Source organism: Serratia sp. 14-2641, assembly GCF_001692375.1.
Taxonomy (GTDB): domain Bacteria; phylum Pseudomonadota; class Gammaproteobacteria; order Enterobacterales; family Enterobacteriaceae; genus Chania; species Chania fonticola_C.
This window is the reverse complement of record NZ_LXKR01000035.1, coordinates 1-14,754: the sequence shown is the minus strand read 5'-3', so window position 1 is coordinate 14,754 and position 14,754 is coordinate 1. Positions and strand designations below refer to the sequence as shown.

Below are 14,754 nucleotides of genomic sequence, written 5' to 3'. Positions count from 1 at the left end.
GGGCAGTGATGAATCCTGAAACAACGTCTGACAAGAATACCCCGGTGGTCGATAACGAACTCGATATCCGAGGTCTATGCTGCACCCTGTGGCGCGGCAAAAAATGGATTATCGGTTTCGCGGTGTTGTTTGCTGCCGTCGCGCTGATCGTTTCCTACCTGGTGAAACAGGAGTGGAGCGCCACGGCGATCACCGATAAGCCAACGGTGAATGCGCTGGGGGGATATTACTCTCAGCAGCAGTTCCTGCGTAACCTGGATCAGCGCACGCTGCCTGCGGTTGCCAGCGATCAGCCAGGCATCGCCGATGAAGCCTATAATGAATTTATCATGCAGTTGGCCGCTTATGACACGCGCCGTGATTTCTGGCTGCAAAGCGATTACTACAAACAGCGCCAGGAAGGGGATGCCCGTGCCGATGCGGCGTTGCTTGATGATCTGATTAACAATATTCAGTTCACGCCGCGCGACGACAAAAAAGTGCTGAATGACAGCGTGAAACTCACCGCCGAGACCGCGCCAGACTCCAACCATCTGCTGCGTCAGTATGTTGCCTTTGCCAGCCACCGTGCGGCGCAGCATCTGAATGAAGAGATCCAGGGAGCCTGGGCGGCGCGTACCACCTCGATGAGTGCACAGGTCAAACGCCAGGAAGCGGTAGCCGATGCGGTGTATCAGCGTGAGCTCAAGACCGTGCAGCAGGCGCTGAAAATCGCCGAACAGCAGGGGATTAGCCGTACGCAGACCGATACGCCAGCCGAACAACTGCCAGACTCCGATCTGTTCCTGTTGGGCAAACCCATGCTGCAGGCGCGCCTGGAAGGTTTACAGGCTTCCGGCCCGGCTTACGATGTGAGTTACGATCAGAATCGGGCCATGCTGGCAACTTTGAACGTCGGCCCGACGTTAGATGCCAAATTCCAGACCTACCGCTATTTACGTACGCCGGAAGAGCCGGTGAAACGTGATAGCCCACGCCGGGTATTCTGGCTGATTATGTGGGGCGCAATCGGTGGCCTGATTGGTGCGGGCGTTGCCTTGGTACGCCGGCCACGTAGTTAATCAATAATATAATAATTTCGCTGTTGGGCACTGAGTGCCCAACTTTGCAGGTTCGCCTGCACTTCACCGACCAAAAGAGATTCGCTGTGAAAGTGTTGACTGTTTTTGGCACCAGACCGGAAGCCATCAAAATGGCACCTCTGGTACATGCTCTGGCTCAGGATGATGCCTTTGAGTCAAGAGTCTGCGTTACGGCACAGCATCGCGAGATGCTGGATCAGGTACTGCGTTTGTTTGAAATCGTACCGGATTACGACCTGAATATTATGAAACCGGGCCAGGGGCTGAGTGAAATCACCTGCCGCATTCTGGAAGGGATCAAAGGCGTACTGGAGGACTTCAAGCCGGACGTGGTGTTGGTTCACGGTGACACGACGACCACCATGGCGACCAGCCTGGCGGCGTTTTATCAGCGTATCCCGGTGGGGCATGTGGAAGCGGGTCTGCGTACCGGTAATCTCTATTCTCCGTGGCCTGAAGAGGCCAACCGTAAGTTGACGGGGCATTTGGCGATGTATCACTTCTCGCCAACCGAAAATTCACGGCAGAACCTGTTACGTGAATCGCTGCGGGACGACCATATTTTCGTCACGGGCAACACCGTGATCGATGCATTGCTGTGGGTGCGCGACCGCATCATGCACAACCCAGAGCTACGCAGCAGCCTTGACCAGCGTTATCCTTTCCTGGATGCCAACAAAAAGCTGATCCTGGTGACTGGGCACCGCCGCGAAAGCTTCGGCGGTGGGTTCGAGCGCATCTGTAGCGCCTTGGCCGAGATTGCTCTTCAGCATCCTGATGTGCAGGTGGTGTATCCAGTGCACCTCAATCCGAACGTCAGCGAGCCGGTCAACCGTATTTTGAAGGGGATCGATAACATCATTCTGATCGATCCGCAGGATTACCTGCCGTTTGTCTATCTGATGACGCGATCTTATCTGATCCTGACCGACTCAGGCGGCATTCAGGAAGAGGCGCCATCGCTGGGTAAACCGGTGTTGGTGATGCGTGATACCACCGAGCGGCCAGAAGCGGTAGATGCCGGCACGGTACAGCTGGTGGGAACGGATGTAGCTAAAATTGTTGATGCGGTAACCCGGTTATTGACAGACGAAGGCGAATACCACGCCATGAGCCGGGCGCATAACCCGTACGGTGACGGGCATGCCTGCCAACGTATCCTCGAAGCTTTAAAGAATCATCAGGTGACACTATGAGTTTTAACACTATTTCAGTTATTGGCCTGGGTTATATCGGTTTGCCAACGGCGGCGGCGTTTGCTTCCCGCAAGAAAAAAGTGGTGGGCGTAGATGTTAACCAGCACGCGGTAGATACCATTAACCGCGGTGCCATCCACATCGTCGAACCTGATTTGGATCGCGTGGTAAAAGAAGCGGTAGAAGGCGGTTACCTGCAGGCGGTGACTAAACCGCTGGCGGCCGATGCGTTCCTGATCGCCGTACCCACGCCGTTCAAAGGGGATCACGAACCCGATCTGGCCTATGTTGAAGCCGCCGCCAAGTCATTGGCACCGGTACTGAAAAAAGGCGACCTGGTGATCCTGGAGTCTACTTCACCGGTGGGCGCTACCGAGCAGATGGCTCTGTGGCTGGCAGAGGCGCGTAGCGATCTGAGTTTCCCGCAGGATGCCGGTGAGCAGGCCGACGTGAACATTGCCTACTGCCCTGAGCGCGTGCTGCCTGGGCAGGTAATGGTTGAGCTGATCCAGAACGACCGCGTGATTGGCGGGATGACGCCAAAATGCTCCGAGCGCGCCAGCGCGCTGTACAAGATTTTCCTCGAAGGTGAGTGTGTGATCACCAACTCGCGCACCGCCGAGATGTGCAAACTGACGGAAAACAGCTTCCGCGACGTTAACATCGCGTTTGCCAACGAGCTTTCGCTGATCTGTGCCGAGCAAGGCATTAACGTGTGGGAACTGATCCGCCTGGCCAACCGCCACCCGCGCGTCAACATTCTGCAACCTGGCCCAGGCGTGGGCGGGCACTGTATCGCCGTTGATCCTTGGTTCATCGTGGCACAGAACCCGCAACAGGCTCGTCTGATCCATACTGCGCGCCTAGTTAACGACGGCAAACCGCTCTGGGTGGTCGATCAAGTCAAGGCAGCCGTGGCAGATTGCCTGGCGGCCACTAACAAGCGCGCTTCTGAAGTGAAAATTGCCTGCTTCGGTTTGGCGTTCAAACCCAATATCGACGACCTGCGTGAAAGCCCGGCGGTTGAAGTGGCTCACCTGATTGCCGATTGGCACGTGGGTGAAACCCTGGCGGTCGAGCCTAACGTTGAGCAATTGCCGAAGTCACTGGCGGGCCACGTTACGCTGAAAAAACTGCCTGAGGCCTTACAGCAGGCGGATGTGATCGTGATGCTGGTCGATCATAAAGAATTCAAGGCCATCAGGCCGGAAGAGATTAAGCAGTCCTGGATCGTGGATACCAAAGGAGTTTGGCGTTGAAACGTATTTTGGTCACTGGCGGGGCCGGATTTATCGGCTCTGCCGTAGTAAGACATATCATCGAGGGTACCCGCGACAGCGTGGTGGTGGTTGATAAGCTCACCTATGCCGGTAACCTGGAGTCGCTGGCGGGTGTGGCGGACAACGAGCGCTATGCTTTCGAGCAGGTAGATATCTGCGACCGTGCCGCACTGGACCGCGTATTTGCGCAGTACCAGCCGGATTTCGTGATGCACCTGGCGGCAGAAAGCCACGTTGACCGCTCGATCGACGGCCCGGCGGCCTTTATCGAAACCAACATAGTGGGCACTTACACCATGCTGGAGGCTGCCCGTCATTATTGGCAGGCGCTGGCGGCAGAGAAAAAGCAGGCTTTCCGCTTCCATCATATCTCTACCGATGAGGTGTACGGCGACCTGCACGGCACCGACGATCTGTTTACCGAAACTACGCCTTACGCGCCAAGCAGCCCGTATTCCGCCTCCAAGGCCTCGAGCGACCACCTGGTGCGCGCCTGGCTGCGTACCTACGGTTTCCCCACCGTCGTGACTAACTGCTCCAACAACTACGGCCCTTACCACTTCCCAGAGAAGCTGGTGCCGCTGGTGATCCTTAATGCCATCTCCGGCAAACCGCTGCCGGTCTACGGCGACGGGGCGCAGGTGCGTGACTGGCTGTTTGTGGAAGACCATGCGCGGGCGTTATATCAGGTGGTGACAGAAGGTGTGATTGGGGAAACCTATAACATCGGTGGCCACAACGAACGCAAAAATATCGAAGTGGTACAGACTATCTGCGATCTGCTGGAAGAGCTGGCACCGAACAAGCCGCAGGGCGTGGCGAAATATCGCGATCTGATCACCTACGTTAAAGATCGCCCTGGCCACGATATGCGCTATGCCATCGACGCGGGCAAAATTGAACGTGAACTGGGTTGGCGCCCACAGGAAACCTTTGAAAGCGGCATCCGCAAGACGGTTTCCTGGTATCTGAACAATGAAACCTGGTGGCGCCGAGTGCAAGACGGGTCTTATGCCGGGGAACGTTTAGGCTTAAGCCAGTAATACCCTTCATCTTTCAGGCCACAGCGTTGTTGGCTGCGTACGTCAACCCCAGTCACTTATTATGTATAAGCTCCTGGGGACTGACGTACTTGCCGCCTGGCTGTGGCTCGAAATCTATTGGGTATGTTTACTTAACGTATGGCAAAAAGAACTTTCGCGTAACGAAGGTGAGTCAGGAGTGACGATGAAAGGTATTATTCTAGCCGGCGGTTCGGGGACGCGTTTACACCCGATCACCCGCGGCGTCTCCAAGCAGTTGCTGCCCATTTACGATAAACCGATGATTTACTATCCGCTCTCGGTGCTGATGCTGGCCGGGATCCGCGATATTCTGATTATCTCTACGCCAGAAGATCTGCCCTCGTTTCGCCGTTTGCTGGGCAGCGGTGAAGAGTTTGGCATCAACCTCAGCTACGCCGAACAACCGAGCCCGGACGGGTTGGCGCAGGCCTTCCTGATTGGCGAAGAGTTTATCGGCGGTGAGCCGTGCTGCCTGGTGCTGGGCGACAATATCTACTTCGGCCAGGGCTTCAGCCCGAAACTGAAAAGCGTGGTTCAGGGTCTGAAAGGTGCCACGGTATTTGGTTACCAGGTCATGGACCCAGAGCGCTTTGGCGTAGTGGAGTTCGACGATAACTTCCGCGCGCTGTCGATTGAAGAAAAGCCGCTGAAGCCAAAGTCCAATTGGGCGGTCACCGGCCTTTATTTCTATGACAACCAGGTGGTGGATTTCGCCAAGCAGGTGAAGCCTTCCGAACGTGGCGAGCTGGAGATCACCAGCATCAACCAGATGTATCTGGAACGTGGCGAATTGAGCGTCGAGCTGCTGGGGCGTGGTTTTGCCTGGCTCGATACCGGCACCCACGACAGCCTGATCGAAGCCAGTACCTTTGTGCAGACGGTAGAGAAGCGCCAAGGGTTCAAGATTGCCTGTCTGGAAGAGATCGCCTGGCGTAACGGCTGGCTGGATGATGATGGCGTAAGACGCTCGGCGCAGGCGTTAGCCAAAACCGGTTATGGCAAATACTTACTGGATTTACTGCATGTCCGTCCACGCCAATATTGAGCCTTTGGGTTGGGAAAGCGAGTATTTCCAACTCTCTAGCGCCAAACTGCATTTTGACGATGCGGCTCCCGCGCTGACGGCAACTGAACTGGATGCGTTTGCGCTGGTTCAGGCCAAGATCCCGGCTCAGCGCCTGGACTTGGCCGATGGTTTGGCTGGTGTGGGATTTCGGCTGGTAGAGGGCGAAGTGGACTTTGCCCTGGCAATTGGCACAGATTGTGCATTGAATTTACCGGCTATCCGCATCGCCCAGCCTGAAGATATTCCACTGTTGCGTTCGGTGGCGGCCAAGGTTTTTGCCGCCAGCCGTTTTCGCGCGCCTTGGTATCAGCCGCAGGACAGCGGGCGTTTTTACGCCACCTGGATTGAAAAAGCGGTGCTGGGGACGTTTGACCATCAGTGCCTGCTTGTGCTGGGCAGCGATGGGGAGCCAGAAGGGTTTGTCAGCCTGCGTGATATCGGCCAGCAAGAGGCGCGTATCGGCCTGCTGGCGGCATTCCCAGGTGTACAAGGTAAAGGGACCGGTTCTCGGCTGATGACTGCCGCGATCGCCTGGTGCCAGCAGCAACGGCTGCAGCGCCTGCGGATCGCGACTCAGATAAGTAATATTGCCGCGTTACGGCTCTATCAACGGCACGGTGCCACCCTAGAAAGCACCGCGTATTGGTTCTATAGAGGTTTACATGATCCCATTTAACGCTCCACCGGTTGTTGGCACGGAACTCGATTATATGCAGGCTGCGATGAGCAGCGGCAAACTCTGTGGTGACGGTGGTTTTACCCGTCGCTGCCAGCAGTGGATGGAGCAGCATTTCGGCTGCCCGAAAGTGCTGCTGACGCCGTCTTGCACCGCGTCACTGGAAATGGCCGCCATCCTGCTGGATATCCAGCCGGGTGATGAAGTGATCATGCCGAGCTACACTTTCGTATCCACCGCTAACGCCTTTGTGCTGCGCGGGGCGGTGATGGTGTTTGTCGATCTGCGTCCAGACACCATGAACATCGATGAAACCAAGATTGAAGCGGCGATCACCGATAAAACCCGTGCCATCGTGCCGGTGCATTACGCTGGCGTGGCCTGCGAAATGGACACCATCATGGCGTTGGCGAAGAAGTACAACCTGATGGTGGTAGAAGATGCTGCGCAGGGCGTGATGTCGACCTATAAAGGCAAAGCCTTGGGGACCATTGGCCACATCGGTTGCTTCAGCTTCCATGAGACCAAAAACTACACCGCTGGCGGTGAAGGTGGCGCGACGCTGATTAACGACCCGGCTCTGATCGATCGTGCCGAAGTGATCCGTGAAAAAGGCACCAACCGCAGCCAGTTCTTCCGTGGTCAGGTGGACAAATATACCTGGCGCGATATTGGTTCCAGCTATCTGATGTCAGATCTGCAAGCCGCTTATCTGTGGGCGCAGCTGGAAGCCGCCGAGACGATCAACCAGCGCCGCCTGAAGCTGTGGCAGAACTATTACGATGCCTTGAAACCGTTGGCGGCTGCGGGGCGTATCGCCTTGCCGGTCATTCCGGCCAACTGCGTGCATAACGCCCATATGTTCTACATCAAGCTGAAAGACGTGCAGGATCGCACCGCGTTTATCGACTACCTGAAAGAAGCCGAAATCATGTCGGTGTTCCATTACATCCCGCTGCACGCCTGCCCGGCGGGTGAGAAGTTTGGCCGTTTCTCCGGCGAGGACCGCTTCACCACCAAAGAGAGCGAGCGCCTGGTGCGTCTGCCGCTGTTCTTTAACATGTCAGACGTCAATCAACGTACGGTGATCAATACCATCCTGAGCTTCCTCGCCTGATATGTCGCTGGCAAAAGCATCGATTTGGACCGCTGGCTCCACGCTGATCAAGATCGGCGTGGGGTTGCTGGTGGTAAAAATGTTGGCGGTGGCCTTCGGCCCCAGCGGTGTTGGGCAGGCGGGTAACTTCCGCCAGTTGATCACCGTGCTGGGCGTGCTGTCGGGTGCCGGGATTTTTAACGGTATCACCAAGTATGTGGCGGAATACCATCAGGATCCGCAGCGGTTGCGGGTGGCGGTGGGTACCGCATCCAGCATCGTGCTGGGTTTCTCAACCCTGCTGGCGCTGGTGTTCCTGTTTGCTGCCGAGCCGATCAGCCGTGGGCTGTTTGGCCATGGTGACTATGTGAACGTGGTGCGGGCGGTGGCGTTTATCCAGATGGGGATTGCCTACGCCAACCTGTTCCTGGCGATCCTCAAAGGTTATCGCGATGCGATGGGTAACGCGCTGGCGGTGATCGCTGGCAGCCTGATCGGTGTGGTTGCCTTTACGCTATGCTTTAAGCTGGGCGGCTATGAAGGCGCGTTGGCCGGGCTGGCTCTGGTTCCCGCCCTGGTGGTGTTGCCTGCCGGTTTCATGCTGTGGCGGCGCAAGGCGCTGCCGCTGCGCTATCTGGCGCTGGCCTGGGATAAGGCGCTGGCCAGCCATCTCGGTAAGTTTACCCTGATGGCGCTCATCACCTCCGTGACCTTGCCGGTCGCCTATGTAATGATGCGTAACCTGCTGGCAGAGCATTACGGCTGGGACGAAGTGGGGATCTGGCAAGGGGTGAGCAGTATCTCCGATGCCTACCTGCAGTTTATTACCGCTTCTTTCACCGTTTACCTGCTGCCAACGTTGTCGCGCCTGCAAGAGAAAAGCGCTATTTCGCGGGAGATCGTGCGCTCGCTGAAGTTTGTGCTGCCTGCGGTCGCCGCTGCCAGCTTTACCGTCTGGCTGCTGCGTGACTTCGCCATCTGGCTGCTGTTCTCAGAGAAATTCGTTGCCATGCGCGATCTGTTTGCCTGGCAACTGGTGGGGGACGTGCTGAAAGTCGGGGCCTATGTCTTTGGTTACCTGGTGATCGCCAAGGCGTCGCTACGTTTTTATATTCTGACAGAGGTCAGCCAGTTTGCCTTGCTGACGCTGTTCTCGCACTGGCTGATCCCACTGCACGGCGCATTAGGGGCAGCACAGGCCTATATGGCAACCTACATCGTGTATTTTGCGCTCTGTAGCTGCGTATTTATTCTTTATCGTAGACGAGTATGACCATACTAATCCACGTACTGGGATCTGATATCCCGCATCATAATCAGACGGTGCTGCGCTTCTTTAACGACGTGCTGGCCGAACGTCTGCCCCCAGAACAAGTGTGTCACTTCATGGTGGCAGCCAAAGACGTGGCCGCGTTGGGTCACTTTCCCAAACTGACCATCGAGGCTTTCCCCGGCAAAAAGAGCCTCGCAGAGGCCGTGATTGCCCGTGCCAAGGCCAGCCGTGACAACCGCCTGTTCTTGCATGGCCAGTTTAACGCGGCGCTGTGGCTGGCCTTGCTGAGTGGCAAAATCAAGCCGCGCCAGGTGAGCTGGCATATCTGGGGGGCCGATCTGTATGAAAATGCCACCAGTTGGAAATATCGCCTGTTCTACGTGCTGCGCCGCATTGCCCAAGGGCGGATTGGCCACGTGTTTGCTACCCGAGGCGACCTGATCCACTACCAGCAGCGGCACGCGCGCGTTCCGGCCTCGCTGCTGTATTTCCCGACGCGGATGGACCCAGCGTTGACAGGCATCGAAGTTGAAAAGAACCTGGCCGGGCCGATGACCATCCTGGTGGGCAACTCTGGTGATACCACCAACCGCCATATCGAGGCGTTACAGGCGATCCATCAGCAATTTGGTGACAAAGTGCGGGTGATTTTGCCGATGGGCTATCCGGCCAATAATGACGCCTATATTGCCCAGGTGCGTGCGGCGGGCCTGAAGCTGTTCTCCGAGCAGAACCTGCAATTGCTGACCCAGCAGGTGGCGTTTGACGATTATCTCAATATCCTGCGTGAATGCGATCTCGGCTACTTCATTTTCGACCGCCAGCAGGGGATCGGTACGCTGTGCCTGTTGATCCAGTTTGGCGTGCCTTTTGTCCTGAGCCGCAAGAACCCGTTCTGGCAGGACCTGGCCGAGCAGCATCTGCCGGTGCTGTTCTATGGCGATTCGCTGGATGAAGCCGTGGTGCGCGAATCACAGCGCCAACTGGCAACGCTGGATAAGCAATCCATCGCCTTTTTCAATCCGAACTACGTGGATGGCTGGCAGCAGGCATTGGCGCTGGCGGCGGGGGAAAACCCATGACGCTGGCACAGTTTGGCGGACTGTTTGTCGTCTATCTGATCGGGGCTCTGTTTGTGCTCACCCTGACCTATCAGGAGTTTCGGCGCGTCCGCTTCAACTTTAACGTCTTCTTTTCCCTGCTCTATCTGCTGACGTTTTACTTTGGCTTCCCGCTGACCTGCTTACTGGTGTTCCAGTTTGACGTGGCCGTGGTGCCGGTAGAGTTCCTGCTGTACGCCATTCTCTCCGCCACCGCCTTCTACGCGATTTACTACGTCAGCTACAAGACGCGGTTGCGTAAACGCACTGGTCAGCCGCATAAGCCGGTGTTCACCATGAACCGGGTTGAGACGCATATCACCTGGATATTGCTGGCGCTGGTGGCGATCGGCACCGTGGGCATCTTCTTTATGCAAAACGGTTTCCTGCTGTTCAAGCTCAACTCCTACAGCCAAATCTTCTCCAGCGATGTGTCAGGGGTGGCGCTCAAGCGCTTCTTCTACTTCTTCATCCCGGCGATGCTGGTGGTTTATTTCCTGAAGCAGGATCTGCGCGCCTGGTTCTTCTTCCTGGCGGCCACGGTGGCGTTTGGCATTCTGACCTACGTGATCGTGGGCGGTACCCGTGCCAACATCATCATCGCGTTCGCACTATTCCTGTTTATCGGCATTGTGCGCGGCTGGATCTCGCTGTGGATGCTGGTAGCCGCCGGGGTGCTTGGCATTGTCGGCATGTTCTGGCTGGCGTTAAAACGCTATAGCCTGGATGTCAGCGGCCCGGAAGCGTTCTACACTTTCCTGTATCTGACGCGTGATACCTTCTCGCCGTGGGAGAATCTGGGGCTGCTGCTGCAAAATTACGACAAGATCGATTTCCAGGGGCTGGCCCCGATCGTGCGTGATTTCTATGTCTTTATCCCTGCCTGGTTGTGGCCGGGGCGGCCTGATCTGGTGCTGAATACCGCCAACTACTTTACCTGGGAAGTGCTGGACAACCATTCCGGGCTGGCGATTTCCCCGACGCTGATTGGTTCGCTGGTGGTGATGGGGGGGGTGCTGTTTATCCCGCTGGGCGCCATTGTGGTGGGCCTGATCATCAAGTGGTTCGACTGGCTGTATGAGCTGGGCAAAAGTGAACAGAACCGCTTTAAGGCGGCGATTTTGCAAGGGTTCTGCTTTGGTGCGGTGTTTAATATCATCGTGCTGGCGCGTGAGGGGGTTGATTCCTTTGTCTCACGCGTGGTGTTCTTCTGCATCATTTTTGGTGCCTGCCTGGTATTGGCAAAATTACTGTACTGGCTGTTTGATGCTGCCGGGCTTATCAAAACTCGAATTATGCGCAAGCGCGCGTTGGCTCCCGTTGCCAACTCCCTTGTGCCAAGGTAATAGTGACAATGGAAGCAAACATTTCGGTTCCCAAGTATGAGCTGCGTGGTTTCAGCCTGTGGGGCTTTCGCGACATGGCGCAGTGTATGGATTTTCTGTTCGACGGTGGCAGGGTCAAGCAGGGCACCCTGGTGGCGATGAACGCCGAGAAAATCCTCAATGCGGAAACCGATCCGGCGCTGCATGCCTTGCTGGATGAGGCTGAGTACAAATATGCCGATGGCATCAGCATGGTGCGCTCAATCCGCCGCAAGTATCCTGGCGCGGAGGTGTCTCGCGTGGCCGGGGCCGATCTGTGGGAAGCCATGATGCAGCGCGCCGGGCAGGAAGGCACCCCGGTGTTTCTGGTGGGTGGCAAGCCTTCGGTGCTGGCAGAGACCGAGCAGAAGCTGCGTAGCCAGTGGAATGTGAATCTGGTAGGCAGCCAGGATGGCTACTTCAAGCCGGAACAGCGGGATGCCTTGTTTGAACGCATTCGTGCCAGCGGCGCGGCTATCGTGACCGTGGCAATGGGATCACCCAAACAGGAAATCCTGATGCGGGATTGCCGCAAGGTGCATCCACAGGCGTTGTATATGGGGGTTGGCGGCACCTATGACGTGTTTACCGGCCATGTGAAGCGCGCGCCCAAGGTGTGGCAGAATCTGGGCCTGGAGTGGCTCTACCGCCTGCTCAGCCAGCCGAGCCGTATTCGCCGCCAGCTTCGACTACTCAAGTTCGTCGGCTATTACTACACCGGCAAGATGTGATCCTTCGGCTGGAGCAGCCTCTCCGTTGCTCCAGCGTCTGTTTTGCTCAAATAATCTCCCTATCGGCCATAACGTGGTCAAAGCTATAACCTCGGTCAATCATTCCCTCGTCACTTATTCCATAAGGTTTTAATTCGCGGTTTGCTTATAGCGGCAAAATGCGAAACCATAGCGCCCGAAAATTTCCCCAGGCTGCAGCGGCACTTCCCCGCAATTAAATTGTGCGGATGACTCCTTAAGTTCCGTTTTGCCCGGCGGGGGATGAATTACACTCAACTTGTCTAAAACAATAATGACCGGCACCGATCGGCAGGCAAAACAGCATCAAAAATATGATTGAGGATGTATGGCAAGCAAAGAAAAACCACAAGGTTTACATCGCGGGTTAGAAGCGCGACATATAGAGCTGATCGCCCTGGGTGGCACGATCGGCGTGGGTCTGTTTATGGGGTCAGCCAGTACGTTGAAATGGGCAGGGCCTTCGGTGCTGCTGGCCTATATCATCGCTGGCCTGTTTGTGTTCTTCATCATGCGTTCGATGGGGGAGATGCTGTTCCTGGAGCCGGTGGCGGGCTCTTTCGCTGTCTATGCGCACAAATACATGAACCCCTTTTTCGGCTATCTCACCGCCTGGGGCTACTGGTTTATGTGGCTTGCCGTGGGGATATCGGAAATCACGGCTATCGGCGTCTATGTGCAGTTCTGGTTCCCAGAGATACCGCAGTGGCTGCCTGCGTTAATTGCGGTCGCTATGGTCGCGTTAGCCAACCTGGCGGCGGTGCGCCTGTACGGTGAGCTGGAGTTCTGGTTTGCCATGATCAAGGTCACCACCATTATCGTGATGATCCTGGTGGGCTTGGGGGTGATCTTCTTCGGCTTCGGTAACGGCGGGCAGCCGACGGGCTTTGCCAACCTGACGGCTCACGGCGGCTTCTTTGCCGGTGGCTGGAAAGGCTTCCTGTTTGCCCTGTGTATCGTGGTAGCTTCTTACCAGGGAGTTGAGCTGGTCGGCATTACCGCCGGGGAAGCCAAAAACCCGCAGGTGACGCTCAAACGTGCGATCAACAACATCCTGTGGCGTATCCTGATTTTCTATGTCGGTGCCATCTTCGTGATTGTCACCATCTTCCCGTGGAACGGTATCGGCACCGCAGGCAGTCCGTTTGTGCTGACCTTTGCCAAGATTGGTATCGTCGCCGCCGCAGGTATCATCAACTTTGTGGTGTTGACTGCCGCGCTCTCCGGCTGCAACAGCGGCATGTATAGCGGCGGCCGCATGCTCTATGCCCTGGCCAAGAACCGCCAACTGCCTGCGGCATTGACCAGGCTTTCTGCCAGCGGCGTACCGGTCAACTGTATTGCCGTTACCATCATTTGCCTGTTGGTGGGGTCTGCGCTGAACTACGTTATCCCCAATCCTCAGCAGGTGTTCGTCTATGTCTATAGCGCCAGCGTGCTGCCGGGCATGATGCCGTGGTTCGTGGTGCTGATCAGCCAGATCTATTTCCGCCGTGCCCATAAAGAAGCGATGAAGACTCACAGCTTCAAGTCATTTATGTTCCCTTACATGAACTACCTGACCATCGCTTTCCTGATTTGTGTGCTGGTTGGCATGGGGATCAATCCGGATACGCGGATTTCGTTGGTGGTGGGGATGATTTTCCTGGCTGCGGTGAGCCTGTGTTACTTTGTATTCGGTATGCATAAAGTCCATCATCAGCCTGAAAAGCGGACAGAAAGTCAGCGCTAAGCTTACGAAAAGGGCCTTGTCGGGCCCTTTCTGCTGCAAGAGTGAGCAAAGGGTCAGCGAACTCAACATTTCTGAGAAAAAGCACTAGACAGGATGGGCATAAAACCGTAGTATCCCCACCCGCAACGGCGCTACGCGCCCGTAGCTCAGCTGGATAGAGCGCTGCCCTCCGGAGGCAGAGGTCTCAGGTTCGAATCCTGTCGGGCGCGCCATTAATTTTGTGCGCAGGAGCTGCGGTGGTATGATTACCGCGTGAAGTAAGCAGTAGATAAAGTAGTTATGGTGGCTATAGCTCAGTTGGTAGAGCCCTGGATTGTGATTCCAGTTGTCGTGGGTTCGAGCCCCATTAGCCACCCCACTTTACCTAGGGTAAAGTAAAAGAATTGAAAGCTGTTTTGTGACAGTGCGAAGGTGGCGGAATTGGTAGACGCGCTAGCTTCAGGTGTTAGTGTTCTTACGGACGTGAGGGTTCAAGTCCCTCTCTTCGCACCACACACAAAATGTCTGATAAATTTAATATTTACATAGACATAAGCTGGAAAGTTCAGTAGTATCAGCAACAAGAAATCGGCGAGTAGCGCAGCTTGGTAGCGCAACTGGTTTGGGACCAGTGGGTCGGAGGTTCGAATCCTCTCTCGCCGACCAATTTCAAAGAAACCTGCTTTTTTAAGCAGGTTTTTTTACGTCTGAAGTCTATGAGGATGAGAACCTCCGAAGGAGGTCGACAAATCTGTCGGGAACAGATTTGCATATCGCGTCAGCGATACCCCGAAGGGGCGAGTATCATGGACGATACGAGTGAATCCTCTCTCGCCGACCAATTTCAAAGAAACCTGCTTTTTTAAGCAGGTTTTTTTACGTCTGGAATTTGTGTAGCCCGTTCAGTAATGAGCGGCTTTTTTGCTTTTTATACTGGCGGAAATGGTGGGTGTCCGATACCCGAGATATCGTGTTGACCCTCACCCTAACCCTCTCCCTGTACAGACCGGGGACATGGTAGACAGGTGTTCAAGGACATGGTGAACACTTTTTAACATCCTTTACCCATGATGATCGACCTATTTCTCAGGTCGATC

The 14,754-nt window shown here is 55.7% G+C and carries 12 protein-coding genes and 4 tRNA genes; all 16 read left to right on the top strand.

From position 1 onward, the window contains the following. Positions 1 to 8 precede the first annotated feature (8 nt). The 16 genes from wzzE (at position 9) to A6U95_RS13800 (ending at position 14,323) form a co-directional block, all read left to right on the top strand. Positions 9 to 1,061: an ECA polysaccharide chain length modulation protein gene (gene wzzE, locus A6U95_RS13875; protein ID WP_021181556.1), complete on the top strand. Its 1,053-nt coding sequence runs from the start codon at positions 9 to 11 to the stop codon at positions 1,059 to 1,061. Between the two features lie 86 nt (positions 1,062 to 1,147). Next, on the top strand, positions 1,148 to 2,278 hold the full coding sequence (wecB, locus tag A6U95_RS13870; protein WP_021181555.1) for a UDP-N-acetylglucosamine 2-epimerase (non-hydrolyzing): 1,131 nt from the start codon (positions 1,148 to 1,150) through the stop codon (positions 2,276 to 2,278). Next, entirely contained in the window at positions 2,275 to 3,537 is a 1,263-nt protein-coding gene (wecC, locus tag A6U95_RS13865) for a UDP-N-acetyl-D-mannosamine dehydrogenase (protein WP_024484184.1), read from the top strand. The genes wecB and wecC overlap by 4 nt, the downstream gene beginning before the upstream one ends. Next, positions 3,534 to 4,601: a dTDP-glucose 4,6-dehydratase gene (rffG, locus tag A6U95_RS13860; RefSeq protein ID WP_037434473.1), complete on the top strand. Its 1,068-nt coding sequence runs from the start codon at positions 3,534 to 3,536 to the stop codon at positions 4,599 to 4,601. Before wecC ends, rffG begins: the two co-directional genes overlap by 4 nt. Before the next feature lie 184 nt (positions 4,602 to 4,785). Beyond that, positions 4,786 to 5,667, top strand: a complete 882-nt coding sequence (gene rfbA / locus A6U95_RS13855) for a glucose-1-phosphate thymidylyltransferase RfbA (protein WP_059199113.1) — start codon at positions 4,786 to 4,788, stop codon at positions 5,665 to 5,667. After that, positions 5,645 to 6,364, top strand: a complete 720-nt coding sequence (gene rffC, locus A6U95_RS13850) for a dTDP-4-amino-4,6-dideoxy-D-galactose acyltransferase (protein WP_065684893.1) — start codon at positions 5,645 to 5,647, stop codon at positions 6,362 to 6,364. Before rfbA ends, rffC begins: the two co-directional genes overlap by 23 nt. Further along, positions 6,351 to 7,481: a dTDP-4-amino-4,6-dideoxygalactose transaminase gene (rffA, locus tag A6U95_RS13845; protein WP_024484180.1), complete on the top strand. Its 1,131-nt coding sequence runs from the start codon at positions 6,351 to 6,353 to the stop codon at positions 7,479 to 7,481. The genes rffC and rffA overlap by 14 nt, the downstream gene beginning before the upstream one ends. 1 nt (position 7,482) lies before the next feature. Next, positions 7,483 to 8,733, top strand: coding sequence for a lipid III flippase WzxE (wzxE, locus tag A6U95_RS13840; RefSeq protein WP_065684892.1), 1,251 nt, complete (start codon positions 7,483 to 7,485; stop codon positions 8,731 to 8,733). Then, positions 8,730 to 9,815, top strand: coding sequence for a TDP-N-acetylfucosamine:lipid II N-acetylfucosaminyltransferase (locus A6U95_RS13835; protein ID WP_065684891.1), 1,086 nt, complete (start codon positions 8,730 to 8,732; stop codon positions 9,813 to 9,815). The genes wzxE and A6U95_RS13835 overlap by 4 nt, the downstream gene beginning before the upstream one ends. Continuing rightward, on the top strand, positions 9,812 to 11,179 hold the full coding sequence (gene wzyE, locus A6U95_RS13830; RefSeq protein ID WP_065684890.1) for an ECA oligosaccharide polymerase: 1,368 nt from the start codon (positions 9,812 to 9,814) through the stop codon (positions 11,177 to 11,179). Before A6U95_RS13835 ends, wzyE begins: the two co-directional genes overlap by 4 nt. 8 nt (positions 11,180 to 11,187) lie before the next feature. After that, positions 11,188 to 11,928 (top strand): lipopolysaccharide N-acetylmannosaminouronosyltransferase, encoded by a 741-nt coding sequence (gene wecG / locus A6U95_RS13825; RefSeq protein ID WP_065684889.1) that lies wholly within the window; start codon positions 11,188 to 11,190, stop codon positions 11,926 to 11,928. 346 nt (positions 11,929 to 12,274) lie between these two features. Continuing rightward, positions 12,275 to 13,678, top strand: a complete 1,404-nt coding sequence (locus tag A6U95_RS13820; protein ID WP_065684888.1) for an amino acid permease — start codon at positions 12,275 to 12,277, stop codon at positions 13,676 to 13,678. A 135-nt stretch (positions 13,679 to 13,813) separates the two neighbouring features. Beyond that, a tRNA-Arg gene (locus tag A6U95_RS13815) sits at positions 13,814 to 13,890 on the top strand. A 70-nt stretch (positions 13,891 to 13,960) separates the two neighbouring features. After that, positions 13,961 to 14,036, top strand: a tRNA-His gene (locus A6U95_RS13810). Between the two features lie 47 nt (positions 14,037 to 14,083). Beyond that, positions 14,084 to 14,170, top strand: a tRNA-Leu gene (locus tag A6U95_RS13805). A gap of 76 nt (positions 14,171 to 14,246) precedes the next feature. Then, positions 14,247 to 14,323, top strand: a tRNA-Pro gene (locus A6U95_RS13800). Positions 14,324 to 14,754 lie beyond the last annotated feature (431 nt).

What these genes read in the sequence shown, in the direction of transcription:
- wzzE (WP_021181556.1), top strand. Translation starts at nt 9, where the DNA reads ATGAATCCTGAAACAACGTCTGACAAGAATACCCCGGTGGTCGATAAC.
- wecC (WP_024484184.1), top strand. Translation starts at nt 2,275, where the DNA reads ATGAGTTTTAACACTATTTCAGTTATTGGCCTGGGTTATATCGGTTTG.
- rfbA (WP_059199113.1), top strand. Translation starts at nt 4,786, where the DNA reads ATGAAAGGTATTATTCTAGCCGGCGGTTCGGGGACGCGTTTACACCCG.
- rffC (WP_065684893.1), top strand. Translation starts at nt 5,645, where the DNA reads ATGTCCGTCCACGCCAATATTGAGCCTTTGGGTTGGGAAAGCGAGTAT.
- rffA (WP_024484180.1), top strand. Translation starts at nt 6,351, where the DNA reads ATGATCCCATTTAACGCTCCACCGGTTGTTGGCACGGAACTCGATTAT.
- wzxE (WP_065684892.1), top strand. Translation starts at nt 7,483, where the DNA reads ATGTCGCTGGCAAAAGCATCGATTTGGACCGCTGGCTCCACGCTGATC.
- A6U95_RS13835 (WP_065684891.1), top strand. Translation starts at nt 8,730, where the DNA reads ATGACCATACTAATCCACGTACTGGGATCTGATATCCCGCATCATAAT.
- wzyE (WP_065684890.1), top strand. Translation starts at nt 9,812, where the DNA reads ATGACGCTGGCACAGTTTGGCGGACTGTTTGTCGTCTATCTGATCGGG.
- wecG (WP_065684889.1), top strand. Translation starts at nt 11,188, where the DNA reads ATGGAAGCAAACATTTCGGTTCCCAAGTATGAGCTGCGTGGTTTCAGC.
- A6U95_RS13820 (WP_065684888.1), top strand. Translation starts at nt 12,275, where the DNA reads ATGGCAAGCAAAGAAAAACCACAAGGTTTACATCGCGGGTTAGAAGCG.